Origin of the sequence: Parerythrobacter aestuarii, from assembly GCF_030140925.1 — a bacterium.
Classification (GTDB): domain Bacteria; phylum Pseudomonadota; class Alphaproteobacteria; order Sphingomonadales; family Sphingomonadaceae; genus Parerythrobacter; species Parerythrobacter aestuarii.
In genome coordinates this window covers 1,318,290-1,341,918 of the sequence record NZ_JARBWD010000001.1, presented here as the reverse complement: position 1 = coordinate 1,341,918, position 23,629 = coordinate 1,318,290, and the positions used below count along the sequence as shown (strand labels likewise).

Below are 23,629 nucleotides of genomic sequence, written 5' to 3'. Positions count from 1 at the left end.
TTCCCCCTTCCCCGAATCCAGTCACGACCAGAGCTACCCTGTCACATCGGGAATGAACCGCGCAAGAACGCTACCGCAAACGTGTGGCAAACCAGATTGTGTGGTGCGGCCCCTTGTTGTTGGGTCGGGCACGGACGGTCTTTACCTCCACGTCGAAACCGGCGCCCTTGAGCCGCTGGGTGAACTTGTGATCGGGTGCAGCCGACCACACCGCCAACACACCGCCGGGGTTGAGCGCGTCGCGCGCACGGCCAAGGCCGGTCTTGGTATAAAGCCGCTCGTTACCGTCGCGCACGATCCCGTCAGGGCCGTTGTCGACATCGAGCAGGATCGCATCATAGCGCCGCGTCGTGCCGTCCACCGCGTCGTCGATCAATGCAGCGACATCGGCGAGAATCACTTCGCCGCGCGTGTCTTCGAGGCAACTGCCGGTAAGTTCCGCGAGTGGCCCTTTCGCCCAATCGAGGATCTCGGGCACGACTTCTGCGACCACAACCTCGGCCTGCTCAGGCGCATGCTTGAGCGCTGAGCGAAAGGTGAAGCCCATCCCGTAACCGCCAATCAGCACGCGCGGACGCGAGGCATTGATCCGTTGCAAGGTCAGCTCCGCCAGCTGTTCCTCGCTGAACTGCATGCGGGTGCCCATCAGCTCGTCCCGCCCCAGCATTATGATGAAATCGCGTCCGTGGCTGACGAGGGTCAACTCCTCTCCGTCAGGGATCTGGGCGATGGCAATTGTTTCGCGGGGCAGCATGGAAGGGTCCTAGATACGAAAAGGGCCGCCCTGTCGAGCGGCCCTTCCCTGTTTGCTTGTGCGAAGGATCAGTCCTTCAGGAAGTCAGGGACGTGGGCTTCACCGCCATCGTCCTTGCCACCACGATCGCCGCGATCGCGGCCACCGCCGCGCGGGCCACCACGGCCACCACGACGATCGCCGCCGCGACCGCCACGATCACCGCGCGGGCCGCGATCACCGCGCGGTTCGCGCGGCGGACGGGTGTCTTCCAGCTCTTCGCCGGTTTCCTGGTCAACCACTCGCATCGACAGACGGACCTTGCCGCGCTGGTCGATCTCGAGCACCTTGACCTTTACTTCCTGGCCTTCGCTGACGACATCGGTCGGCTTCTCGACGCGCTCGTTCTTCATTTCGCTGACATGGACGAGACCGTCCTTGCCGCCCATGAAGTTCACGAACGCACCGAAGTCGACGATATTGACGACCTTGCCGTTGTAGATCTTGCCGACTTCCGCCTCTTCGACGATGCCTTCGATCCACTTCCTCGCGGCTTCGATCTCGTCGAGGTTCGAAGACGAAATCTTGATCACGCCTTCGTCGTCGATGTCGACCTTGGCGCCGGTTTCAGCGACGATCTCGCGGATCACCTTACCCCCGGTGCCGATGACGTCGCGGATCTTCGACTTGTCGATCTGCATGGTCTCGATACGCGGAGCGTGCTTGGAAACGTCGGTACGGGCACCCGAAAGCGCCTTGTTCATTTCACCGAGGATGTGCGCACGGCCGGCCTTGGCCTGCTCCAGCGCCTTCGCCATGATTTCCTTGGTGATGCCGGCCACCTTGATGTCCATCTGCAGCGAAGTGATGCCGCTTTCCGAACCGGCCACCTTGAAGTCCATGTCGCCGAGGTGATCTTCGTCACCCAGGATGTCCGACAGGACCGCGAAGTCGTCGCCTTCGAGGATGAGGCCCATCGCGATGCCGGAAACCGGACGCTCGATCGGAACGCCGGCGTCCATCATGCTCAGGCAGCCACCGCAAACGGTCGCCATCGAGCTGGATCCGTTGGATTCGGTGATGTCCGACAGGATGCGGATGGTGTACGGGAAATCTTCATGCTTGGGCAGGACCGGATGCAAAGCACGCCAGGCGAGCTTGCCGTGACCGGTTTCGCGACGGCTGGTGAAGCCGAAGCGACCCACTTCGCCGACCGAATAGGGCGGGAAGTTATAGTGCAGCATGAAGTGATTGTACGACAGGCCTTCGAGACCGTCGATCATCTGCTCGGCATCCTTGGTACCCAGCGTGACGGTGCAGATTGCCTGCGTTTCCCCGCGGGTGAACAGCGCCGAACCGTGCGTACGCGGCAGCAGGCCAACCATGGCTTCGATCGGGCGAACCTGGTCGAGCTTGCGGCCGTCGATGCGCTGGCCGTCCTTGAGGATGGCACCGCGCACGATTTCCGATTCCAGCTTCTTGACCGCCTTGTTGGCGACCATCTGGGTCTGCGGCTCTTCCTCGGCAAAGGCGTCCTTGGCCTTGGCACGGGCGGCATTGAGCGCTTCGGAACGGGCCGACTTGTCAGTCAGCTTGTAAGCGGCAGCAATGTCGTCACCAACGATGCCGCGCAGCTTTTCCTTGATCGCCGTGGTGTCGTCGGAGCTATCGATGACCCACGGATCCTTGGCGGCCTGTTCGGCGAGATCGATGATCGCACCGATAACCTTGCGGCTTTCCTCATGCGCGAACATGACAGCGCCGAGCATTTCCTCTTCGGTCAGCTCCTTGGCTTCGGATTCGACCATCATCACCGCGTCATTGGTCGCAGCGACAACGAGGTCGAGGCGACCATCTTCGTCGAGACAGGTCGCCAGGCTCGGGTTGAGTTCGTATTCGCCATTGCGGAAGCCAACGCGGGCAGCGCCGATCGGGCCCATGAACGGGACACCCGAAATGGTCAGCGCAGCCGAAGCCGCGATCATGGCAACGATATCCGGCTCGGTCTCGCCGTCATAGCTGAGAACCTGCGCGATAACGTTGATTTCGTTGTAGAAGCCTTCCGGGAACAGCGGCCGCACCGGGCGGTCGATCAGGCGGGAGGTCAGCGTTTCCTTCTCCGTTGCGCGGCCTTCGCGCTTGAAGAAGCCGCCCGGGATACGGCCCGCAGCGGAGAACTTTTCCTGGTAGTGGACGGTGAGCGGGAAGAAGTCCTGCCCTTCGCGTACGCTCTTTGCTGCGGTGACCGCGCAAAGAACAACAGTTTCGCCATAGGTGGCGAGGACCGCGCCGTCAGCCTGACGGGCAATACGGCCGGTTTCCAGAGTGAGGGTCTTTCCGCCCCACTCCAGCGATACGGTTTTCGTGTCGAACATTGATTTTCCTAATTTGACCCGCACGGCCTTATTGCGGTGCGGGGCCTACTGTGCCGGGTATTCCGTCCCGGTCCGGTATGGGGCTATTCGCGCCCCGTAGTACCGCCCCTGCACCGGATTGTGCGGGAGCCGGATAAACGAAGCGGCCCAAGTTGGGCCGCTCCGAGAAACTCTTACTTACGAAGACCCAGCTTCGCGATCAGGGCGTTGTAGCGCTCTACGTCTTTCTTCTTGAGATAGGCGAGCAGGCTGCGACGCTTGTTGACCATCTGGAGCAGGCCACGACGCGAGTGGTTGTCCTTGTGGTGATCCTTGAAGTGCTCGGTCAGGTTCTTGATGCGCTGCGTCAAGATCGCGACCTGGACTTCCGGGCTGCCCGTGTCGTTCTTGTCACGAGCGTTGTCCTTGATGATCTTCGTCTTCGTTTCGGCGTCTACCGACATGTGTATTCTCTCTTACTCAGCGACATCTGGCAGGTTGAAGCCCCTGACGACCTTCATCGTACCACCGCTGAGTTCGACCAGCGCAACCGGAACAGTTTCCAGCTTCGCAAGGTAGAGCCCGTCGGTTTGGGGCATTCCCGAGACGACCCGGCCCTGGCGGACCGCCTGCGCACTATCGGGATCGAGTTTCAGAGCCGGGATGTCGTCCAGCCCCGCCTCGAGCGGCAGGAGGAGGTCTTGAAGTGGCGCGCCCTTACCGATTTCGTTGAGTTTGTCCAGCGAAATCGCCTGCTTTTCAGCGAAGGGGCCCGCCTTCGTCCGCCTGAGATAGGTAACGTGGCCGACAGTTCCAAGAGCATGGGCGATATCGCGTGCAAGGCTGCGGATATAGGTGCCCTTGGAGACATGAGCAGTGAGCGTGATGGCGTCGGCCAGTTCGAGCGGCGCGCCGGGATCGTAGGGGTCGGGACGACCGGAGGTAATTTGGAAGGCGGACTCCAGTTCAACCCCCGCCTCGTCATTCCTGCGAAGGCGGGAATCCAGGGCGGCTTGGTCAGAACTTTGCAGCTCTGGATCCCCGCCTTCGCGGGGATGACGGGAGAAATGGAGGTCGTAGACAGTGATCGCCCGCGTCTTCAGTTCGACCTCTTCCCCGGCCCGCGCCCGGTCATAGGCGCGCTTGCCGTCCACCATCAGCGCGGAATACTTCGGCGGTACCTGTTCGATGTCGCCGGTGAAATGCTCCAGCACCGCCGCGATCGCCGCCATAGGCGGACGATGATCGGAGGTTCGAACAACCTCCCCTTCGGCATCGAGCGTATCGGTCTCCTCGCCAAACTGGACAGTAAACTCGTAGATCTTGGACGCGTCGAGCATCCGCCCGGCCAGCTTGGTCGCCTCGCCCAGCGCAATCGGTAACACCCCTTCCGCCTCGGGATCGAGCGTCCCGCCATGCCCTACCTTGGTCTTGGCATAGCCGCCCTCGCGCAAATTGCGCTTCACCGCCCCCACCGCCTGCGTCGAGCCCATGCCGCGCGGTTTATCGAGGATGATCCAGCCGTGAGGTGGAGGTAGCTTTTCGGTCATACCCCGTCAGTCTGGGGATCGCCTTTGCCAATCGCAAGTGTCGCGCGGTTACCGAACACCAGCAGGTTGGTCAGCAGCGCCACCGCCACCGAGCTGAACAGCACGAACACCATCACGTCGATATAGTGCACCCACGGCAGGCCCGCGGTCGCATACCAGCTGACCCCGCCGAAATTCTCCGGCACGTAGAGATAGAATGTGTGGAAGGCGTAGATGCTGAAACCCCAGACCAGCCCCGCCACCGCCGCGCGCGCATCCATATTGCGGAACAGCAGCGCGGCGATGAAGGCCGAAAGGATCGGCATCGACAGCAACCCGTTCAGCTCCTGCAACAGGTTGATGATGCTCTCGGCCCCGGCATAGACCGGCACCAGCGCAATCGAGACCAGCATAGCGAGCACACCGACCAGGCGGTTGAGGCGCTGCACGTCCACATCGGGATTGATAAAGCGCCGGTGGAAGTCGACCGACCATAGCGTGATGGTGGCGTTCATCACCGCCGAATAGGTTGTCAGCACCGCCGCCGCGATCATCGCGGCAAACATGCCGCTGGTCCAGCTGGGCAGGACTTCTCCGACCACCATCGCATAGGCCCGGTCGCCGACATCGCCGAACAGCTTGAAGGCGACTATGCCGGGCAGCACCACGATCGGCGGCACGATCAGCACGCGGATGATGGCAGCGGCGATCACGCCCTTCTGCGCTTCTTTCACATTGGGCGCGGCGAGCGCCTTTTGCGTGATGTTCTGGTTGGTCGACCAGTAGAAGATCTGGATGAACAGCATGCCCGTGAACAGCGTGTGGAGCGGGATCGGGCTGTCCACCGCGCCGATCATGCTCAGCCGCTCTGCAGGGACGCCGGTGGTAATGTCCCAGCCGACCGCCTGCAGCGCGAGGAACACCACCACCAGCGCCAGCGCGAGGATGCCAACCCCGGCATAGGTATCGAGCACTGCGACGGCGCGCAGCCCGCCGAGGATGGCATAGGCTGCCCCCACCACAGCAAAGACCGCCGCCACCGCCGTAACCGAAGCCTCGACCCCGAACAGCGTCTGCATGAACAACGCCCCGGAATAGATCACCGCTGGCAGGTAGATCGCGAAATTGCCGAGCAGGAACAGGCCGGAAATGACCGTGCGGATGCTGGCACCATCATAGCGCTGCTCGAGCAGTTGGGTGATCGTGGTGCAATTGTTACGATAGTAGATCGGCACGAACACGAAGGCGAGCAGCAGCAGACCCGCAAATCCGGCCAGCTCCCACCACGCCAGCAGCAGCATCTGGTTGCCGTTCATCCCCACCAGCTGGTCGGTCGAAAGATTGGTCAGCGTGATCGCCCCGGCTACGAAGACCCAGTTGAGCCCACCCCCGGCGAGGAATATCTCGCGGTCGGCCGAGGCATGGCTGGCGGCGCGGGCGGCGGCGACCTTGCGCCATGTCAGGAAAGCCAGCAGCGCCATCAGGCCAAGAAAAACCGCGACCTGTACAATATTCATTACTGCGCCTTCCCCAGAGCGTCATTCTATCGGCACCGAGGCCTACCGACGTTTTTCTCTCAAACCAATGGGCAAGCGCGAAAATCCCCGGTAGGGCGCGCCCGGTGAATGACATGCGTGAGTGAGATGGCGAGCGAGATCTTCGACCTTCTGATCATCGGCGGCGGCGTCAATGGCGCAGGGATCGCCCGCGACGCGGCCGGGCGCGGGGCCAGCGTGCTGCTGGTCGAGAAAGATGACCTCGCCGGGCATACCTCGAGCGCCTCGACCAAGCTGGTGCATGGCGGCCTGCGCTATCTCGAGCACTACGAATTCCGGCTGGTGCGCGAGAGCCTGATCGAGCGCGAGCGGCTGCTCGCCATGGCCCCGCACATCATCTGGCCGCTGCGCTTCGTACTGCCGCATGACAAGGGGCTGCGGCCGAAGTGGATGCTGCGGCTGGGCCTGTTCCTCTATGACCACCTCGGCGGTCGCAAGCTCCTGCCGCCGACCAGCACGATCGACCTGCGCCAGCCGCCGCATGGCAGCGTGTTGAAGGACCGGCTGGTCACCGGCTTCGAATACTCGGACTGCTGGGTCGAGGATTCGCGGCTGGTAGTGCTCAATGCAGTCGATGCGAGAGAACGCGGCGCGGATATCCGCACCCGCACGGAATGCGTGGCGCTCGATCGTCGCAAGGATGTCTGGATCGCGGACCTGCGCAGTGCCGACGGCACCGAAGAGCGGGTCGTTGCCCGCACTGTGATCAATGCGGCTGGGCCATGGGTCGATACCGTGCTCGGCCTCGCCGATCCTGGGCGCAACCACACCAATCTCAGGCTGGTCAAGGGCAGCCATCTGATCTTTCCGAAGCTGTTCGAGCACGACCGCTGCTACATCTTCCAGAACCGCGACAACCGCATCGTCTTCGCCATTCCCTACGAGCGCGAATTCACGCTGGTCGGGACGACCGACGTGCTCTTCACCGGCGACCCCAACCAGATCGCGATTTCGGACGAGGAAAGCCGCTACATCTGCGATGCGGTGAACGAATACCTGCGGGTGCCCGTATCGCCCGAACAAGCCGTCTCCAGCTACTCCGGTGTGCGGCCGCTGTACGACGATCATTCGTCCAGCAACTCCACGGTCACCCGCGATTACGTGTTCGAGCTCGACAGCGAAGGCGGTGCGCCAATCCTCTCCGTCTTCGGCGGCAAGATCACAACCTATCGCAAGCTCGCCGAGCATGCGCTTGAAAAGCTGCAGTTTCATGGTTCGCCATGGACAGCATCCAAGCACCTGCCCGGTGGCGATATCCCGATCGAGGAGGTCGACAATCGCCTCGCCCAGCTACAGATGCACAACGATTGGTTCCCGCCCGATGGCATCAGGCGGCTCTATCGCGCCTATGGAACCCGCATTGACGATATCCTGCACGGCAAGACCTCGCTCGCCGAGATGGGCCAGCATATGGGCGGCGATCTCTACGAGGCCGAGTTGCGCTACCTCGTCGAGCACGAATTCGCCCGCAGCGCAGAGGATGTGCTGTGGCGGCGCGGCAAGCTGGGGCTGCATCTGGATCAAGAGGCGCAGGAACGCGTCGCGGACTGGTTCGCCCAGCAAGGCGAAGCATGACCGACAGCCAGAGCATTATTGGCCCCGACGCTTCAGGCCGCCCGGTCCACCGGCGTGACTTTACCAAGGCCGACGGACGCATGCTACGGCTCTATGGCCATGCGCTGCACGCATTGGCACCGCAACCGCAGGAGGCCGACGATGTCGCGCTCGGCGGCGAATTGCGGTTCCATCCGCTGCGGCAGGAGTGGAACACCTACGCCGCGCACCGCCAGAATCGCACCTTCAAACCTTCGGCCAGCGACGATCCGCTCGCGCCGACCCTCCCCGGTGGCCCGGCGACGGAAATCCCGTTCGAGGATTTCGAGATCGCGGTGTTCGACAACCGCTGGTCGGCTTATCACCCTTCCGCCCCACAGCCGCCAGTGCTGGAAGGCATGGAAACAGCGCCCGCGCTCGGAGCCTGCGATGTCGTGGTTTATGGCCCCCAAGACACGGGCAATTTGCATTCCATAGGGCAGGCGCGGCGCGAATTGCTGCTTGCCGCGTGGGAGGATCGCTATGCCGCGCTGTTCGAGTCGGGATGCAGTTACGTGCTCCCGTTCGAAAACCGTGGCGATGAGGTCGGCGTGACACTGCCCCACCCGCACGGTCAGATCTATGGCTTCCACACCGTCCCCCAGGTGCAGCAGCGCGCGATCGATGCCTTTGCAGATGGATACGACCTCGCTGCGGAGATAGGCCGCGCCATGCCTGACTACGGCCTCGCCGAGGAAGGCGGCATCGCGGCCTTCTGCCCTCGCTACGCCCGCTTTCCCTACGAGGTCTGGCTTGCCCCGCGTATCCGCCGCGAAGGGCTGCACGACATGACCGACGCCGAGAAATCGGGCTTCGCGCAGCTGCTGGGTGAGATCACTCGCCGATATGACGCGTTGTTCCAGCAGCCCGCCGCCACGATGCTGGCGCTCCACGCCGCCCCGCGTGGCGGCTCGGCAGGATATCACTTCACGGCGCAGTTCTACCCGCTGCTACGCGCACCGGGCCGGGTCAAATACCTTGCCTCGGTCGAGCAACATTCGGGCACCATGACGGTGGACGTGATGCCCGAGGCAGCCGCAGCCGCTCTACGGGAGGTGTGAGATAACGGCTTTTACCGCCACTGTACCCGGCCGCGTCAATTTGATCGGCGAGCATACCGATTACAACGGCGGCATGGTGCTGCCGGCGGCGCTTTCCGTCGCCATGTCGGTTAACCTGATCCCGCGCGCGGACAACCGCATCAGCGTCTCCGCCCGCGGCTATTCCGGGTCGGCCGAACGCGCGCTGCACGAGCCTGCACAGGACCATTGGTCCGATCCCTCCGTCGGGGCGCTACGCGAAGCGGTGTCGCTCGGGCTGCTTGCGGGCGGCGCAGCGCTCTCGATCCAGTCGACCATCCCGGCAGGCTCGGGCCTGTCCTCCTCGGCCGCGCTGATCGTGGCGATCCTCAAGGCTGCGCGCGCGTCGGGCGGCAGCGATCTTGGCGACCTCGAGCTGGCGCTGGCGGCGCGGCGGGTGGAAAACGAATATCTGGGCGTACCCTGCGGCATCATGGACCAGGTCGCGGTCGCCATCCCGCAACCGGGCCAGGCCATTGCACTCGATACCGCGACGCTGGACTACACCGTCGTCCCGCTACCTGCCGACCACACCATGGTGGTGATCCATTCGGGCCTCACCCGCAAGCTGACCGATGGCCGCTACAAGGCGCGCAAGGAAGAATGTGACGCCGCCCGCGAAGCGATTGGGCGCGACGATATCTGCCGGCTCGATCCTGAGGAAATCGCAGCCGCGAGAGGTCTCGACGAAAGTGTCCGCAAGCGCGCACGCCACTGCGCCACCGAGCATCGCCGGGTGCTGGCAGCTGTCGAAGCGCTGGAAGGCGGCGACACCTGCACGCTGGGTGCGCTCATGAACATGAGCCATGCCTCCATGCGCGACGATTTCGAGATGTCCTTGCCGGCGATCGATGCGCTGGTGGAAAGTGCCGTCGAGCTGGGTGCAGTCGGTGCGCGGCTTACCGGGGGCGGTTGGGGCGGCTGCATCGTCGCCTGTATCGCCAACGACCGGCGCGAGGCATGGCAAGCCGAGCTGCTCGCGCGTCACACCAAAGCGCGCTTTGTCGACGCGGTTGGCGGCTAGCCTGCGATAGCGCCGGCCAGCCCATACAGCTGGTCCAGCGCCCACTCGACCGGCGGCCCGACTGTGCGATCGATGATCCCGGCATCGGGGAAGGCCCATGTCGCGGCAATCAACACGATGAACAGCAGCATCCCCAGTGGGCGCAGCTTTTCATAATGCTGCGCCAGCGACGGTGGCAGCAACCCTTCGACGATGTGCGAGCCATCAAACGGCGGAATCGGCAACAAGTTGAAGAAGGCAAGGAAGACGTTGAGGATCAGGAAGTACTGAAACACGTCCCACCACACCGTCGGCTCGCCCGCACTGTCGAACACCAGCCCCGGTCCGACCAGCCCCAGCACGACCGCACCGAGCAGAGCCAGCACGAGGTTCGTCCCCGGTCCTGCAGCCGCCACCGCTACCATCCCGAAGCGCGGGTTGCGCAGTCTTTCCTTGATCACCGGTACCGGCTTGGCCCAGCCGAACACCGGGCCGCCCACCGCCAACAGGAAGCCGGGCACCAGCAGCGTCCCGACCGGGTCGACATGGCGGATCGGGTTGAGGCTCAGCCGGTTGCGCTCCTTCGCCGTCGGATCGCCCAGCAGGTTCGCTGTGAGGCCATGTGCGACCTCATGGAACACGATGGCCACGATCAGGCACGGGATCAGGATCGCCGCGAGCAGGAGAGTGTCGGTCATGAGCGGTAGATAGGGCGTGCGCGGCTAGTGCGCCAGAGACTGCACGAAATGCTTGCGGCACAGCGCGACATAGCGGTCGTTGCCGCCGATCTCGGTCTGCGCGCCTTCTTTCACTGCCTTGCCGCGTTCGTCGACCCGCATGTTCATCGTCGCCTTGCGCCCGCAATGGCAGACGCCTTTTAGCTCTACCAATGCGTCAGCGATGCCCAGCAGCGCGGCCGAGCCTGGAAACAGCTTCCCTTGGAAATCGGTACGAAGGCCGTAACAGACGACCGGCGTGTTGGTCTCGTCGGCCAGCTTGGCGCATTGCCACACCTGCTCTTCGGTCATGAACTGCGCTTCATCGATCAGTACGCAATCGACCCGCCCACGTGAATGCTCTTCCAGTACAGCCTCGAGGATATCGGTATCCTCGGTGAAGCGGTTGGCATCGCTGGACAGGCCGATCCGGCTGCTGATCGCACCGAATCCGGGCCGGTCGTCGAGCGCTGCGGTCCACAGCGAGACCTTCATGCCGCGCTCGCCATAGTTGAAGGCGGCCTGCAGCAGGGTCGTGCTCTTCCCCGCATTCATGCTGGCGTAGTAGAAATAGAGCTTGGCCAAGCTGCCCCCCAAATCACCCGTGAAAGAGTGCTAGAGGATCGACAACGGCTTCGACAAGCGATGCGCCGAATGGTATGGGGATAGCATGTGGTCGATCAGCAAACCCTGCCTGTTCTTGGCTGCCCTTGCGCTCGGTGCGGCGGCCCCTGCCCCCACCCGCTATGTCGTCGACAGCGCGGGCAGCAGCGTCTCGGCCAAGGTCGCCTTCCTTGGCGTGGGCAGCAAGACCGCCGGCTTTCCCGAGATGTCCGGCACTGCGCGGCTTTCTCCGGCAGATCCGAAGCAGATCGACCTCGACGTTTCGATCAACGCCCGCACCCTGACCGCATCCGACAAGCTGACGGCCGAGCGACTCAAGGGTGAAAAGTTCTTCTGGGTGGAGAAATACCCGACCGTCCGCTTCAAGGGCAGCCGGATGACGCTTGGTGACGGACGCAACGGCACCGTCGATGGCATGCTCACAGCACGCGGCGTCTCGAAACCGGTCACGCTGAGCATCGCCTTCGATACCCCGCCGGCCAGCGCCTCTGCCGGCGAGCCAATCACCCTGACCGGCCAGACCACGATCAACCGCTACGACTTCGGCATGAAGTCCTATTCGCTGATTGTCGGCAAGAAGGTGACCATCCAGCTCAAGGCCCGGCTGCGCCCCAAGGGCTAGCGCTTTCGGTCTTCCCGGATCAGCTCCGCCCCTTCCGGATCGATTGGCATGCCATGTTCCAGCCGCGCCTGCGCGTGGCCGACCTGTTGCCAGCCCATCACGCCATGGAGTGCATTGCCGAGGCCTTGCGCATCCTGGCTCTGGTTGCAGGCCAGTTTTGCCAACCGCAGGCCCATCATCGGACGCTGAGCAATCCGCAGCGCCATTTCAAGCGTCCGCACCTCAAGCTCGGCGCGCGGGACGACATGATTGACCATGCCCAGCGCCTTCGCATCCTCAGCCGACAGATCGCAGCCAGTGTAGAGCAGCTCACGCGCCTTGCGGTGGCCCAGCTCCCACACATGCGCGAAATATTCGACCCCGTTGACGCCGAACGCCACGGTCGGGTCGGAGAACACCGCATCCTCGCTGGCGATGACGATATCGAACGGCCAGACCAGCATCAGCCCGCCCGCCATGCACAGCCCCTGCACCTGCACCACCACCGGCTTGGGAAGGTTGCGCCAGCGCCAGCACAGGCCGAGATACATCTCGTGCTCGGCGGCCATCTGTCCGGCCTGCCCCGGCGCATCGAAGCCGGCCCATTGGGTGACGGACGGGAAATCCGCCAGCGCGCTATCGTCTCTCAGATCATGACCGGAGGAGAAGTGCTGGCCCTCCGCCGCGAGCACGATGCAGCGCACCGCTTCATCCTGCGCCGCCCGCGTCAGGGCCGTATCGAGCGCGTAGAGCATAGCCTTGTCCTGCGCATTGGCCTTGTCGGCACGCGTCAGCGTAATCCGTGCGACGCCCTCAGCGGGCTGGTCATAGGAAATGCGTTGGTCCGACATTATTCTCCCCCAGGACGGGTCCCAGCGGAAGCGAAGCTGACCAAAGGTCAACGCTGGGACGCGTGCTATTCTTCAGGATCGCTATCGAGATCCCGCGCCACGCGCGGATCGCTCAGCAATTTCTCGATACGATCGGCTTCCTCGAAGCTCTCATCGGCCCGGAACTTGAGCTTGGGCGCGAACTTCAGGCCCAGCCGCTTGGCCACTTCCTTTTGAAGGAAAGCGGTGTTCTGCCGCAGCGCCTTGACGATCTCGTCCTCGTCCTTGCCCAACAACGGCTTCACATAGGCGGTCGCATTCTTGAGGTCAGGCGTCATCCTGACTTCAGTCACGGCGATATTGGCCGCGCTGACTGTCTCGTCATGCACCTCCTGCCGCGCCAGCAGTTCGCTCAGGATATGCCGCACCCGTTCAGCGACCTTGAGGACCCGGACCGAGTGCTGTTCAGGTGTGAATTGCTGTCGCGCCATCAGGCCACCATTTTATCAAGTATACGTTTGAGCGAAATCATATTGCGCGCCGTGCCCTTGCAGCCAAGCCTCCGTTCGAGAACCTTGTTCGACAGCGAAGACACGCCGACGCCATGCACATAGTCGAGAAACAGCACGCGGTCACCCAGCGCGAGCCGTTCGCTGCCTTTGCTTCGATGCTCCTCGATCAACGCATCGACGGCTGACTTGTCCGGCTGCTGGCTGAGGAAGATCGAATGCACCATCTTGTCCGAGCCATATCGCGGCCCGGTGCCGTGAAACGGGTTTTCGTCGATCGCGTAGCGGATTTCATCCTGGGTCCGCACCATGGCGCAGGATTTGAACCCGAAGGTCTGCTCGACGACGCTTTCCAACTGGATTTCCAGCATCGACGGATCGCGATCATCGGTCAGGATCACATTTCCGCTCGCCGCGACGGTCGAGACGTCCCTGAACCCAGCGTCCGTGAGCGCCGTGACAAGATCCACCATCTTGATCCTGTTGCCGCCGACATTGATGCTCCCAAGGAAAGTGACCAACCGTGCCATCAGTCCTTGGCCACGGGGCGCGGTGTCGGGATCGCCGTGCTGGTCGAGCGGGCCAGCAGCTTTCCGTCCATGTCGAACAGTTCACCTTCGAGGAAGATCGCCTTCCGACCGCGCCGGATAACGCGTCCCTTGCCCACCAACGGTCCCGCCAGCACGGGCCGCAGGATCGTCATCGTCAGGTCGAGGTTGAGCGGCGCTTCCTCGTGATTGGTGGCCCAGACATGCGCCCAGCCCATCACTTCATCGAGAAACCCCGCGACAAGACCGCCCTGCACGCTGCCGCGCGGGGTGATGAAGCTGTCGGGAGCATGGAAACGGAGCGTGATTTCCTCACGCTCCGCATCAAAGCTGTCGAACTCGACGCCCATCAGGTCCGCATGCGCGGCTCCGAGAGCGTGCTGTGTCGGGTCGTTGGCCCCGCTCACAGCGTCCGCTCACGCTCCTCGACTTCGAAGACTTCCAGCTGGTCGCCCGGCTGGATGTCGTTCGTATCGGCGAGGACCACACCGCATTCGAGACCTGCGCGGACTTCGTCCACATCGTCTTTGAAGCGGCGCAGCGAGGCGATGGTGGTGGCCGAGACGATAACGTCTTCGCGCGTGAGGCGTGCGTGCAGACCCTTGCGGATGACGCCTTCCTCGACCAGCAGGCCTGCTGCCTTGTCTTTCTTGCCGGACTTGAAGACTTCCTTGACTGCGGCACGGCCAACGACGTTCTCGATCCGCTCCGGACCCAGCTCGCCCGCCATCTCCTTCGCGATTTCCTCGGTCAGGTGGTAGATGACGTCGTAATACTTCATCTCCACCCCGTCGCGCTTCACCAGCTCGCGCGCCTTGGCATTGGGGCGTACGTTGAAGCCGATGATCGGCGCGTTGGAAGCTGCCGCCAAGGTGACGTCGCTCTCCGTGATGGCACCCACGCCTGCGTGCAGCACGCGGACCTTGATCTCGTCGTTCGAGAGGTTGTGCAGCGCGGTTGTGATCGCTTCGACCGAGCCCTGCACATCGGCTTTCACCAGCACGGGGAATTCGATCACGTTCGATGCGAGGTTGTTGAACATCGTATCGAAACTGGTCGGAGCCAGCGCGGTGCGCTTCTCGGTCGCTTTTTCCTGGCGGTACTGGGCAACTTCGCGGGCCCGCTGCTCGTTTTCAACCACGGTCAGCGTATCGCCTGCGCTCGGCACGCCGCCGAGGCCAAGGACCTCGACCGGCATGGACGGGCTGGCTTCCTTGATCTGCTTGCCCTGATCGTTGACGATGGCGCGAACTCGGCCGCTTTCGGTGCCGACGACAAAGGTGTCGCCGCGCTTGAGCGTACCGCGGTTGACGAGCACGGTCGCAACCGGGCCACGACCCTTGTCGAGCTGGGCCTCGATGACCGTGGCTTCGGCCATACGGTCGGGATTGGCTTTAAGCTCGAGTAATTCGGCCTGCAGCGCGATCTTCTCCAGCAATTCGTCGAGGCCGGTCTTCTTCAAAGCCGAAATCTCGACATCCTGCACATCGCCTGACAGCTTCTCGACGATCACCTCATGTTCAAGCAGGCGGTTGCGGATATTGTCCGGGTTGGCCTCTTCCTTGTCCATCTTGTTGATCGCCACGATCATCGGGACGCCTGCCGCCTTGGTGTGATTGATGGCTTCGATTGTTTGCGGCATGATGCCGTCGTCAGCGGCCACGACCAGCACGACGATATCGGTGACATTGGCACCGCGCTGGCGCATTTCGGTAAACGCAGCGTGGCCCGGTGTGTCGAGGAAGGTGATGGTATCGCCGCCCTTGGTCTTCACCTGGTAGCTTCCGATATGCTGGGTAATGCCGCCTGCTTCACCTTTCACCACATTGGCACCGCGCAGGGCATCAAGCAGTGAGGTCTTGCCGTGATCGACATGGCCCATGATGGTGACGACCGGCGGACGCGGCTTCAGCGTGTCTTCGGGATCGACATCCTCTTCGGCCTGGATGTCGACATCGGCCTCGGACACCTTCTGGATGTTATGGCCGAACTGTTCGACCAATAGTTCGGCGGTATCCTGGTCGATCGTCTGGTTGACGGTGACCATCATGTCGAGATTGAAGAGCTCCTTCACGAGGTCAGCGCCCTTCTCGCCCATACGCTTGGCGAGTTCACCGACGGTGATGGCTTCCGGCACGACCACGTCGCGAACCTGCTTCTCGCGCGGTGCAGTCGGCCCGCCATGCAAGCGACGCTCCTTCTCGCGCGCACGCTTCAGCGCAGCGAGCGAGCGAGCACGGCGGCCTTCGTCTTCATTGAGCGCACGCTTGACGGTGAGCTTGCCGCCCCGGCGCTTGTCCTTCGAACGGTCGTCGATGACCGGCTTGCGCTCTTCCTTCTTCTTCTTTTCCGGTTTCTTGGGTTCAGGACGAGCAACCGGCGTGAACTTGCGCGATACCGTTGGCTTGGCACCTTCGGCAGCATCGGCAGGGGCATCGGCGGCGGTGGTATCCACCTCGGCTTCGGCCTTGGCCGCCGCTTCGGCTTCCTCCGCTGCGCGCTTCTCGGCCTCTTCTTCGGCCTTGCGATTTTCTTCTGCCCGCTTCTTCTCTTCAGCGGCGTTCTGCTTGGCCCTCTCCTCGTCGCGCTTGCGCGCTTCTTCGGCCATCTTCAGCCGCTCTTCCTCGGCCTCGCGCTGGAGGCGGGCAACGCGTTCCTGCGGGGTTTCGCTGGGTGGCGCAGCCTTCTTCTTCGGCGCAGCCTTCTTGGGCTCCTCTGCCACGGGCGGCGGTGGAGGTGGTGGTGGCGGAGGCGGTGGCGCTTCGCCCGGTTTCAGGAGCTTGCGCTTACGCTTCACCTCGACCGCCACCTTGTTGGTGCGGCCGTGGCTGAAGGTCTGCTTGACTTCGCCCGGCTGGCTACCCTTCAGAGTGAGGGGTTTGCGTTCCCGGGGTTTTTTGTCGTCGTCGCTCATAAAACTCGTTTCTTCCTTCGATCTCAAATCGTCTCAGCGGCGGCGCGGTCACCCGTTCCACCGTCATCCGGTACGCCGGAAGGCGTTCCTGAAAAGTGCAGCAGGCGCTGCAGGGCCAGATCGACCCGTGCCGCCGCGGCAGCGTCGGCAAGCGCCAGATGGACGACATTGTCGCGGCCCAATGCCACAGACAAAGCATCCCGGTCCAGTGGCAAGCGGGTACCACGTGCCCCCGATCCCTCGATTTCTTTCCCGACCCGCCAGGCCTGGTCGAGTTTCTTCGACCCGTCTTCGCTGGCATCGGCGGCATGGAGCAGCAGCTCCAACACCCCGCCGCGGGCGTGTTCGGCAATCCTGTCGGAGCCCAAGATAATGTGCCCCGCCCGCATTTCGAGGCCCAGCCGATCAAGCAACGCCTTGGTGAGGCTCTGTTGAATCAATTGTGGCAGCGTTTCCGGCACATTGAGTGTCGCGCCCTTGAACGCTCGCGCCAGCGCACCCCTCAGCTTGCCTTTCGCCAGCGCCGCTTCCAGTTCGGCTCGGCAGACGCTGATCCAGGCACCGCGGCCCGGCGCTCGCGCATGGACATCGGGCAACACGTCACCGTCAGGCGAAATCGCCAGTCGGATCAGCGCATTACGTGCACCATGCTCTCCAGAAAGAATGCACCGGCGCTCAGGCCCGGAATCGCTCCGGGCCTTGCCACCGTCAGAGATGTCGGAGCTTACGCGCTCATTGGGGGGAGTCCGCATCGGCGGCCTCCTGCATGTCGCCTTCATCGACCTCAGGGCCGGTGATGGCTTCCATATCATCCTTGGACTCGACCGGAGCTGGCTCTTCGTCCTCGAACCAGTGCGCGCGAGCGGCCATGATGATCTCGTTACCCTGCTCTTCGGAAAGGCCGAATTCGCCCAGCACACCGCCCTTGTCCTCGGTACGCTGGTTGCGGCGCAGCGGCGGACCGTCGGTATTGTTGCGGCGGCGCGGAGCTTCACGCTTCTTGGCGATCAGTTCGTCGGTGGCAAGATCGGCGAGGTCGTCGAGCGTCTTGATCCCGCCCTTGCCCAGCACGACCAGCATTTGCTCCGTGAGGTGCGGGATATCGGCCAGCGCGTCTTCGACGCCCAGCGCACGGCGCTCCTCGCGATAGGCAGCTTCCTGTCGGTCCAGTGCTTCCTGCGCGCGGCTCTGAAGCTCTTCGGCAAGCTCTTCGTCGAAGCCTTCGATGGCCGCCAGTTCTTCCATCGCCACGTAGGCGACTTCTTCCAGCTCGGAGAAGCCTTCGGCCACAAGCAGCTGCGACAGCGTTTCGTCGACGTCGAGCTCTTCCTCGAACATCTTCGAACGGGTGGCAAATTCCTTGCTCTGCTTCTCGCTCGCCTCTTCTTCGGTCATGATGTCGATCTGGTGACCGGTCAGCTGGCTGGCGAGGCGCACGTTCTGGCCGCGGCGACCGATTGCCAGCGACAGCTGGTCATCCGGAACCACGACTTCAATGCGGCCTTCATCTTCGTCGAGCACGACGCGGCTGACCGTGGCCGGCTGGAGCGCGTTGACGATGAAGGTAGCGGTGTCTTCCGACCACGGGATGATGTCGATCTTCTCGCCCTGCAGTTCCTGCACGACGGCCTGCACGCGGCTGCCCTTCATACCGACACAGGCGCCGACCGGGTCGATCGAGCTGTCATGGCTGATCACACCGATTTTCGCACGGCTGCCCGGATCGCGGGCTGCGGCCTTTATCTCGATGATGCCATCGTAAATCTCTGGCACTTCCTGCGCGAACAGCTTGCGCATGAAATCGGGGTGCGCACGGCTGAGGAAGATTTGCGGGCCGCGGTTGTTGCGCTCGACCTTGGTGATGATCGCGCGGACACGCTCGCCGACACGCGCGGCTTCGCGCGGGATCTGCTGGTCGCGGCGGATGACACCTTCGGCGCGGCCGAGGTTGACGATGACATGGCCGAATTCGACCGACTTGATGACACCGGTGATGATCTCACCCGCACGGTCCTTGAATTCCTCGAACTGGCGCTCGCGCTCCGCATCGCGGACCTTCTGGAAGATCACCTGCTTGGCGCTCTGCGCATCGATGCGACCAAGGTCCACTGGCGGCAGCGGATCGACAATGAAGTCGCCAATCTTGGCATCGGCTTCAAGCTTCTGCGCGGCCTTGAGATCGACCTGCTTGAAGTAGTCTTCGACTTCCTCGACCACTTCAACGACACGCCACAGGCGCAAATCGCCGGTCTGCGGGTCGAGCTTGGCGCGGATGTCGTTCTCAGCACCATAGCGGTTGCGCGCGCTCTTCTGGATCGCTTCTTCCATCGCTTCGATGACGATCGCCTTGTCGATCATCTTTTCCGAAGCAACCGAGTTCGCGATCGCGAGCAGCTCGGCCTTGTTGGCGGAAATTGCACTGGCCATCAGTCGTCAGCCTTCTCTTCTTGGTCTTCTTCGATATCCTCGACACCGCTGGTGTCGATGGGTTTGGTGGCAGCGATAAGCTCGTCGGTCAGGACCAGCTTGGCGCTGTGAATCTGTTCGAGCAAGACGGCGATTGCGCCCGCCTTGCGGTCTTCGATGGTGACCGTCTCGCCTTCGATGCCGCGCAGTATACCACGGATATTGCGGTGGCCATCGACCTTTTCTGTCAGGCTCACCTTCGCTTCGTGACCAGCCCACTCGGAGAAATCCTTAGGCCTGGTCAGCGGGCGATCGATACCGGGGGAACTCACTTCGAGGTGATAGGCCCCTTCGATCAGCACTTCGCCCTGCTCTTCGACTGCATCCATCACGTCGGAGACGCGGCGGCTCAGCGCAGCGCATTGCTCGATCACCAGCTGACCCGTTGCCGGGTCTTCCGCCATGATCTGCAGCGCCATGCCGCCATCGCCGGCTTCCGAAGGCATCATCTTGACGCGCACGAGTTCGAAACCCAGCGCTTCCGCTTCGGGTTCGATCAATGCAGTCAGGCGAGCCATATCGGCCATTCGGTCTCCATTTGCTCGGCATTGACATGACAAGCGGGTTCGGTGCCGGCCCCGTGTGGCGCCAGCCCCTCCAGTGTCACGACAATGTCGGGATGAGGGCCAGATAGGCGCGGTGCGTAACGATTGCAACGAAAAAGGGCCCGGCTTCCACCGGACCCTTCTTCTTTTCGATCGAGGTCAGATCAATGATCGTGGCTCGGGCCTTCGCCGATAGCCCAGGTCACATGGGTCACGATGATCTCGTTGCCCTGCACCCGGCGATAGACATTGGGACGCCCCTTGGCATCGAATGCGATGGCCTGGCCCCAGTTCGACGGGTGATTGCCCGCATCGAACTTCTTGCCGCCGCCCTTGCCGCCGCCCGGGCCGCCACTGCCGCCATCGCTATGCGCGTAGATGTCGAGCAGTTGCTCGTAGTCGTGCGCATCGGGGCTTTCATTTCCTGCCGGCTGGCTGGTGTATTCCATGCACGATGTCGTCAGGTCGGTGCTGAAGTCCTCGTTCTGGTGGCCGAGGCCATAATCGTGACCGATTTCCTGGCAGGTCACCAGCTGTCGCCAAGTGTCGTTGTTATACTGCGGCTGGTTGAAGTAATAGTCGTTCAACTTGGTGATGCCGGCAGTGATGTGCGAGCTACGGCCACGCGAGATGCTGATGCTGGCGATACCGAGCCATCCGGTGTTGCCATAGTCGTCGTTGCAGACGTTGATCTGGTTGGCGACGCCTGCACAGGACGGATCGGCATTACCACGCAGCAGCGGCGCGTCGATCACAGGTGACTGGTTCCAATCGGCGACGGCCAGACCGGTGTGGTTGCGCTGAGCCCAGATACCGGTGGTGTTGTCGATCACCGGAACGGTTACGGCATCACCGGTGCGTTCCCAGTGGTAGTTGCTCCAGGCATGGTTGGCGACAGCCGGAACGGCAAATGCCGCCACGGCAGCTGCGCCAGCGATGAGCGCGGTCTTGCGGTTGGTAAGTTTCATGTATTCCCCCTCAAAGGCGAGTTCAGTCCCGGAAAGCGGATAAGAGCTTCACCGACAGCCTTCTCCCGATGGCTGCAACCAGTGACTACGACCCCTGCTCCTCAGTCCAGTAAGGCGGACACTACGCTTCGGAAGGCCGCGGTCAAGGCTACTGGAGAAAAATCAACATCAACCCGGAGTTAACTATAAGATATTGCGCATATACCCAGTATTAACGACATTATTGTGCGCAGAATGTAAAAACATCTCCAAACGCCACTGATTTCTTGGGTTATTGGCCCTTGGGACTTTCGAGCGAAGACTCGCCATCAGCCTCGCGCCGCAGGACCTCGCGCAATTTTGCGCTGTCACCATGGCGGATAATGTGCGGCGTAATGATGATGTAAAGCTCGGTGTTGCTGTCGGTGGAGTTCTCGCGCTTGAACAGCTCGCCGATCAGCGGGATGTCCCCAAGGATCGGCACCTTGCTCTTGGAGATCAGGCGCGCTTCCTGGGTGAGGCCGCCGATCACGAAGGTCTCGCCATCACGGACCGTCGCGCTGGTCTCGGCCTCGCGCTGGCTGATCGTCGGGAAGCCCTGCGAGAACCCTGTCACGCTTGAGACGACACCATAGATCTTCGAAGTGATGAAGCCGTCACTATTGACCCTCGGGGCAATCTGCAAGGTGACGCCAACATTCACATATTGCACCTGTTGCGACACACCGTTCACGCCCGACAGCTGGATCGAAGTGAGGATCGGCAAGGCATCGCCGGTGGTGATCTTGGCCGTGGTTCCGCTTTGCGCAGCTATTCGCGGGGCCGAGACGATCCTTCCTTCGCCCTTTTGCACCTGGGCGTAGACAGCCGCCTGCAGGCTGAACGATTCCACCGTCGCTTCGGGGCTGAAGCCGAAGTCGAGGAATTGCCCGGACTGGATCGTGCCGAAGCCGACCCGCCCGTTGCCATCGGTGAAATCGAACCCGACATTGCGGGCTCCGGTTTCGGTCAGTTCCACGAACTGGGTCTCGAGTATGACGCTGTCGACCGGGCGATCGATCAGGGCGATCATGCGCCTGACCCGGGCGATCCGTTCAGGCGAGCCTTCGACCCAGATGGCATTGAGGCGGCGATCGATGCCTAGGCTGGAATTGACCTTCTGCCCGAGAGGGAGCTCCTCCTCCTCCTGTGGGCGCACAACATTGCCGTAATTGGTGCCATTTGTTCCCGGAGAACCGAAACCAGGTTCCGAGCGGATAAAGGCATCGTTCGGTTTCACGCTAGCACCGTCGGAAAGCAGCCCCACGACTTCGCTCACGTCGGCATATTTGAGTTCGATCAGCGCGAATCCGTCTTCGCCCGGGGCCGGGTCGCGGAATTCTGGCAGGTCGCCTTCCTGGCCATAAGCGAACCCTTCACCTTTGACGCGCTCGCCCGACCGGATGGATTCACCTGGGCGAGGCCGCCGGATCGTGACGAGCAAATTGGTCTCACCACTGGTCCGCGTTTCGAGGATTGCCGGATTGCGGCTACGAAAACGGACCGTCAGCCCGTCAGAATCCTGGCTGAAGCTGACTTCGGTAACCAATCCCTTGAGCTGCCGATTGAGCGCTGCCCCCTGCGCACGGCGCGTATCGGCAAGCTGCACCGCGGCAACTCCGTCCTCGCTGACGTCGGAAAAAGTCGCGACTGCAGGGGAGAAACGAAGGCGGACAATCGTCTGGTCCTGACTCTCGGCGATCAGCTGGACATCGGTGAGCGTGGTCGCCCCGTCCTGCGCGCGAGCGGGAAAGGCGCATGCGACTGTAGCCAGCAGTAATGCCAACCACAGGAAAAATGAAAAAGTCTGGTGCCTCCGGAAACGGGCAGCCAACACATGCATACGAAAACGACCCCCAAACTCTGGCGCACACTCTTAGCAGTCGATGCGGCGCCGACAAGTTAAGGAGTGTTTGTTTCGCCAATGTTGTTGCAGCTTTGCGACAAGGCGGGTTCAGGCCGACCCGCCGCGACGCTTGAACCACGGCTCTTCGGTCCGATCGACCGCTAGCTGTCCCGCATAGGGCACGCACAAGTCATAGGCCTCGCCCGGAGTCCCGCCCAGCCATTGCCCCCATACGTCGCGTGGGAGGATCACGGGCATCCTGTTGTGGATTGGTCCAACCTGCGCATTGGCCTCGGTCATCAGCATCGAACACGCCGCTCCCCATTCGTCGGTCTGGCGCCAGATCCCGGCGGTGGCAAACAGCGGCGCGTCGGGCATGGAAAACCATGTGCGCGTCATGCTGCCCCTGGGGCCCTCTGCTTCGGCGAATTCGGAGACCGGGATAAGGCAGCGACGTTCCTCGAACGATTCCCGCCAGAAATAGCTCTTCACCTTGTCGGTGCGGGTATTGTTGACCGGCTTGGGCTTGAGCGGCTGCCCTTTTGCACCCTTGCGAGCGAGGGGGAAGCCCCACACCATAGATTGCAGCCTGCCGTCGGCGACTACAGATGTGGGGTAACCGGGATAGACTTCCTCGGCGGTATTGGCGCCGAAATCCTCGACAATTGCGTCGAAGAAGTCGGCGACTTCAGTATGCGAACTTCTTACCTTGTAGAGATTGCACATGGACGCTGCTTGCCCGCTGGCGAACCGGCGGGCAAGCGAACAATCAGGTAGGGCCGCCGGTCAATCACGCAGCTTCATTCGGTCGCCGCGACGGCACACCGAAGTCGGCTGTGCGACTGTGTGTCTGGAAAGTCTCCCACACGACACCATCCGGGTCGGACACCCAGTTCTTGGTCGATTTGGCATAGCAGCACTGCGTGTCACCTTCCTCGAACACATCCTGCCCGGTAGCGCGGACGCGTGAAAACTGAGCCTCCAGCTCATCAGCATCATTGGCCTGGACACCCAGGTGGGACAGGCCCGTTGTGCCGACATTGTCTTCGATCACGAAATTGACCGCCGGATCGTCCAGCATCCATTGCGCATAGTGATCCTTCTCCAGCGTGGGCTCGCTGCCGAGCATCTGCGAATAGAAGGCCTTCGACCGGGCGAGATCGGAGACGGAGAGGCTGACATGGAGACGCTTCATGA

Annotated in this window: 23 protein-coding genes; 4 read left to right on the top strand and 19 right to left on the bottom strand. The window is 62.4% G+C overall.

Going from position 1 to position 23,629, the window contains the following annotated elements; genetic code table 11:
- Positions 1-70: 70 nt before the first annotated feature.
- From QPW08_RS06655 to QPW08_RS06635, 5 genes are all read right to left on the bottom strand, one after another.
- Positions 71-754 carry a spermidine synthase family protein gene (locus QPW08_RS06655; RefSeq protein WP_284124949.1) on the bottom strand — a complete coding sequence of 228 codons (684 nt, stop codon included), beginning with the start codon at positions 752-754 and terminating at the stop codon, positions 71-73.
- Positions 755-822: 68 nt separating this feature from the next.
- Positions 823-3,108, bottom strand: a complete 2,286-nt coding sequence (pnp, locus tag QPW08_RS06650) for a polyribonucleotide nucleotidyltransferase (protein ID WP_284124948.1) — start codon at positions 3,106-3,108, stop codon at positions 823-825.
- A 173-nt stretch (positions 3,109-3,281) separates the two neighbouring features.
- Complete coding sequence (gene rpsO, locus QPW08_RS06645) at positions 3,282-3,551, bottom strand: 30S ribosomal protein S15 (protein ID WP_284124947.1); 270 nt, start codon at positions 3,549-3,551, stop codon at positions 3,282-3,284.
- Between the two features lie 12 nt (positions 3,552-3,563).
- Complete coding sequence (gene truB, locus QPW08_RS06640) at positions 3,564-4,637, bottom strand: tRNA pseudouridine(55) synthase TruB (RefSeq protein ID WP_284124946.1); 1,074 nt, start codon at positions 4,635-4,637, stop codon at positions 3,564-3,566.
- Positions 4,634-6,133, bottom strand: a complete 1,500-nt coding sequence (locus tag QPW08_RS06635; RefSeq protein WP_284124945.1) for a sodium:solute symporter family transporter — start codon at positions 6,131-6,133, stop codon at positions 4,634-4,636. Before QPW08_RS06635 ends, truB begins: the two co-directional genes overlap by 4 nt.
- 126 nt (positions 6,134-6,259) lie before the next feature.
- Between QPW08_RS06635 and glpD the strand changes: the two genes are divergently transcribed.
- From glpD to galK, 3 genes are read left to right on the top strand one after another with little or no spacing between them, the layout of a single operon-like run.
- Positions 6,260-7,747 (top strand): glycerol-3-phosphate dehydrogenase, encoded by a 1,488-nt coding sequence (gene glpD / locus QPW08_RS06630; RefSeq protein WP_284124944.1) that lies wholly within the window; start codon positions 6,260-6,262, stop codon positions 7,745-7,747.
- Entirely contained in the window at positions 7,744-8,826 is a 1,083-nt protein-coding gene (locus tag QPW08_RS06625; RefSeq protein ID WP_284124943.1) for a galactose-1-phosphate uridylyltransferase, read from the top strand. Before glpD ends, QPW08_RS06625 begins: the two co-directional genes overlap by 4 nt.
- Before the next feature lies 1 nt (position 8,827).
- The gene (galK, locus tag QPW08_RS06620) at positions 8,828-9,868 is read left to right on the top strand and encodes a galactokinase (RefSeq protein ID WP_284126312.1); all 1,041 of its coding nucleotides are present in this window, start codon (positions 8,828-8,830) and stop codon (positions 9,866-9,868) included.
- Here the strand turns inward: galK and QPW08_RS06615 are convergent.
- Positions 9,865-10,545, bottom strand: a complete 681-nt coding sequence (locus QPW08_RS06615) for a site-2 protease family protein (protein ID WP_284124942.1) — start codon at positions 10,543-10,545, stop codon at positions 9,865-9,867. The genes galK and QPW08_RS06615 overlap by 4 nt on opposite strands.
- A gap of 24 nt (positions 10,546-10,569) precedes the next feature.
- Positions 10,570-11,148 (bottom strand): thymidine kinase, encoded by a 579-nt coding sequence (locus QPW08_RS06610; protein ID WP_284124941.1) that lies wholly within the window; start codon positions 11,146-11,148, stop codon positions 10,570-10,572.
- An 85-nt stretch (positions 11,149-11,233) separates the two neighbouring features.
- Between QPW08_RS06610 and QPW08_RS06605 the strand changes: the two genes are divergently transcribed.
- Positions 11,234-11,809 (top strand): YceI family protein, encoded by a 576-nt coding sequence (locus QPW08_RS06605; RefSeq protein WP_284124940.1) that lies wholly within the window; start codon positions 11,234-11,236, stop codon positions 11,807-11,809.
- Here the strand turns inward: QPW08_RS06605 and QPW08_RS06600 are convergent.
- The 12 genes from QPW08_RS06600 to QPW08_RS06545 all read right to left on the bottom strand — a co-directional run bounded on the left by QPW08_RS06600 (position 11,806) and on the right by QPW08_RS06545 (position 23,627).
- Positions 11,806-12,639: an enoyl-CoA hydratase gene (locus tag QPW08_RS06600; RefSeq protein ID WP_284124939.1), complete on the bottom strand. Its 834-nt coding sequence runs from the start codon at positions 12,637-12,639 to the stop codon at positions 11,806-11,808. The genes QPW08_RS06605 and QPW08_RS06600 overlap by 4 nt on opposite strands.
- Positions 12,640-12,704: 65 nt before the next feature.
- The gene (gene rbfA / locus QPW08_RS06595) at positions 12,705-13,109 is read right to left on the bottom strand and encodes a 30S ribosome-binding factor RbfA (protein WP_284124938.1); all 405 of its coding nucleotides are present in this window, start codon (positions 13,107-13,109) and stop codon (positions 12,705-12,707) included.
- Entirely contained in the window at positions 13,109-13,657 is a 549-nt protein-coding gene (locus QPW08_RS06590) for a DUF1697 domain-containing protein (RefSeq protein WP_284124937.1), read from the bottom strand. The genes rbfA and QPW08_RS06590 overlap by 1 nt, the downstream gene beginning before the upstream one ends.
- A complete protein-coding gene (locus QPW08_RS06585) occupies positions 13,657-14,082 on the bottom strand; it encodes a PaaI family thioesterase (protein WP_326521301.1) in 426 nt (141 codons plus the stop codon). The genes QPW08_RS06590 and QPW08_RS06585 overlap by 1 nt, the downstream gene beginning before the upstream one ends.
- Positions 14,079-16,589: a translation initiation factor IF-2 gene (infB, locus tag QPW08_RS06580; RefSeq protein WP_284124936.1), complete on the bottom strand. Its 2,511-nt coding sequence runs from the start codon at positions 16,587-16,589 to the stop codon at positions 14,079-14,081. Before infB ends, QPW08_RS06585 begins: the two co-directional genes overlap by 4 nt.
- A gap of 23 nt (positions 16,590-16,612) precedes the next feature.
- The gene (locus QPW08_RS06575) at positions 16,613-17,341 is read right to left on the bottom strand and encodes a DUF448 domain-containing protein (protein ID WP_284124935.1); all 729 of its coding nucleotides are present in this window, start codon (positions 17,339-17,341) and stop codon (positions 16,613-16,615) included.
- Positions 17,322-19,016: a transcription termination factor NusA gene (gene nusA / locus QPW08_RS06570; RefSeq protein WP_284124934.1), complete on the bottom strand. Its 1,695-nt coding sequence runs from the start codon at positions 19,014-19,016 to the stop codon at positions 17,322-17,324. Before nusA ends, QPW08_RS06575 begins: the two co-directional genes overlap by 20 nt.
- Positions 19,016-19,582 (bottom strand): ribosome maturation protein RimP, encoded by a 567-nt coding sequence (gene rimP, locus QPW08_RS06565; RefSeq protein ID WP_284124933.1) that lies wholly within the window; start codon positions 19,580-19,582, stop codon positions 19,016-19,018. Before rimP ends, nusA begins: the two co-directional genes overlap by 1 nt.
- 182 nt (positions 19,583-19,764) lie before the next feature.
- The gene (locus QPW08_RS06560; protein ID WP_284124932.1) at positions 19,765-20,568 is read right to left on the bottom strand and encodes a hypothetical protein; all 804 of its coding nucleotides are present in this window, start codon (positions 20,566-20,568) and stop codon (positions 19,765-19,767) included.
- A gap of 271 nt (positions 20,569-20,839) precedes the next feature.
- A complete protein-coding gene (locus QPW08_RS06555; protein WP_284124931.1) occupies positions 20,840-22,372 on the bottom strand; it encodes a secretin N-terminal domain-containing protein in 1,533 nt (510 codons plus the stop codon).
- Between the two features lie 168 nt (positions 22,373-22,540).
- Positions 22,541-23,158: an SOS response-associated peptidase gene (locus tag QPW08_RS06550; protein WP_284124930.1), complete on the bottom strand. Its 618-nt coding sequence runs from the start codon at positions 23,156-23,158 to the stop codon at positions 22,541-22,543.
- A 64-nt stretch (positions 23,159-23,222) separates the two neighbouring features.
- Positions 23,223-23,627 (bottom strand): ArsI/CadI family heavy metal resistance metalloenzyme, encoded by a 405-nt coding sequence (locus tag QPW08_RS06545; protein ID WP_284124929.1) that lies wholly within the window; start codon positions 23,625-23,627, stop codon positions 23,223-23,225.
- Positions 23,628-23,629 lie beyond the last annotated feature (2 nt).

Bases quoted from the DNA above. Each gene is read 5' to 3' on its own strand.
- rbfA (WP_284124938.1), bottom strand. From the start codon at position 13,109: ATGGCGCGACAGCAATTCACACCTGAACAGCACTCGGTCCGGGTCCTC.
- nusA (WP_284124934.1), bottom strand. From the start codon at position 19,016: ATGGCCAGTGCAATTTCCGCCAACAAGGCCGAGCTGCTCGCGATCGCG.
- rpsO (WP_284124947.1), bottom strand. From the start codon at position 3,551: ATGTCGGTAGACGCCGAAACGAAGACGAAGATCATCAAGGACAACGCT.
- QPW08_RS06590 (WP_284124937.1), bottom strand. From the start codon at position 13,657: ATGGCACGGTTGGTCACTTTCCTTGGGAGCATCAATGTCGGCGGCAAC.
- glpD (WP_284124944.1), top strand. From the start codon at position 6,260: ATGGCGAGCGAGATCTTCGACCTTCTGATCATCGGCGGCGGCGTCAAT.
- QPW08_RS06625 (WP_284124943.1), top strand. From the start codon at position 7,744: ATGACCGACAGCCAGAGCATTATTGGCCCCGACGCTTCAGGCCGCCCG.
- QPW08_RS06605 (WP_284124940.1), top strand. From the start codon at position 11,234: ATGTGGTCGATCAGCAAACCCTGCCTGTTCTTGGCTGCCCTTGCGCTC.
- QPW08_RS06600 (WP_284124939.1), bottom strand. From the start codon at position 12,639: ATGTCGGACCAACGCATTTCCTATGACCAGCCCGCTGAGGGCGTCGCA.
- QPW08_RS06550 (WP_284124930.1), bottom strand. From the start codon at position 23,158: ATGTGCAATCTCTACAAGGTAAGAAGTTCGCATACTGAAGTCGCCGAC.
- QPW08_RS06560 (WP_284124932.1), bottom strand. From the start codon at position 20,568: ATGAAACTTACCAACCGCAAGACCGCGCTCATCGCTGGCGCAGCTGCC.
- QPW08_RS06575 (WP_284124935.1), bottom strand. From the start codon at position 17,341: ATGCGGACTCCCCCCAATGAGCGCGTAAGCTCCGACATCTCTGACGGT.
- QPW08_RS06545 (WP_284124929.1), bottom strand. From the start codon at position 23,627: ATGAAGCGTCTCCATGTCAGCCTCTCCGTCTCCGATCTCGCCCGGTCG.
- infB (WP_284124936.1), bottom strand. From the start codon at position 16,589: ATGAGCGACGACGACAAAAAACCCCGGGAACGCAAACCCCTCACTCTG.
- rimP (WP_284124933.1), bottom strand. From the start codon at position 19,582: ATGGCCGATATGGCTCGCCTGACTGCATTGATCGAACCCGAAGCGGAA.
- QPW08_RS06635 (WP_284124945.1), bottom strand. From the start codon at position 6,133: ATGAATATTGTACAGGTCGCGGTTTTTCTTGGCCTGATGGCGCTGCTG.
- QPW08_RS06655 (WP_284124949.1), bottom strand. From the start codon at position 754: ATGCTGCCCCGCGAAACAATTGCCATCGCCCAGATCCCTGACGGAGAG.
- truB (WP_284124946.1), bottom strand. From the start codon at position 4,637: ATGACCGAAAAGCTACCTCCACCTCACGGCTGGATCATCCTCGATAAA.
- QPW08_RS06615 (WP_284124942.1), bottom strand. From the start codon at position 10,545: ATGACCGACACTCTCCTGCTCGCGGCGATCCTGATCCCGTGCCTGATC.
- pnp (WP_284124948.1), bottom strand. From the start codon at position 3,108: ATGTTCGACACGAAAACCGTATCGCTGGAGTGGGGCGGAAAGACCCTC.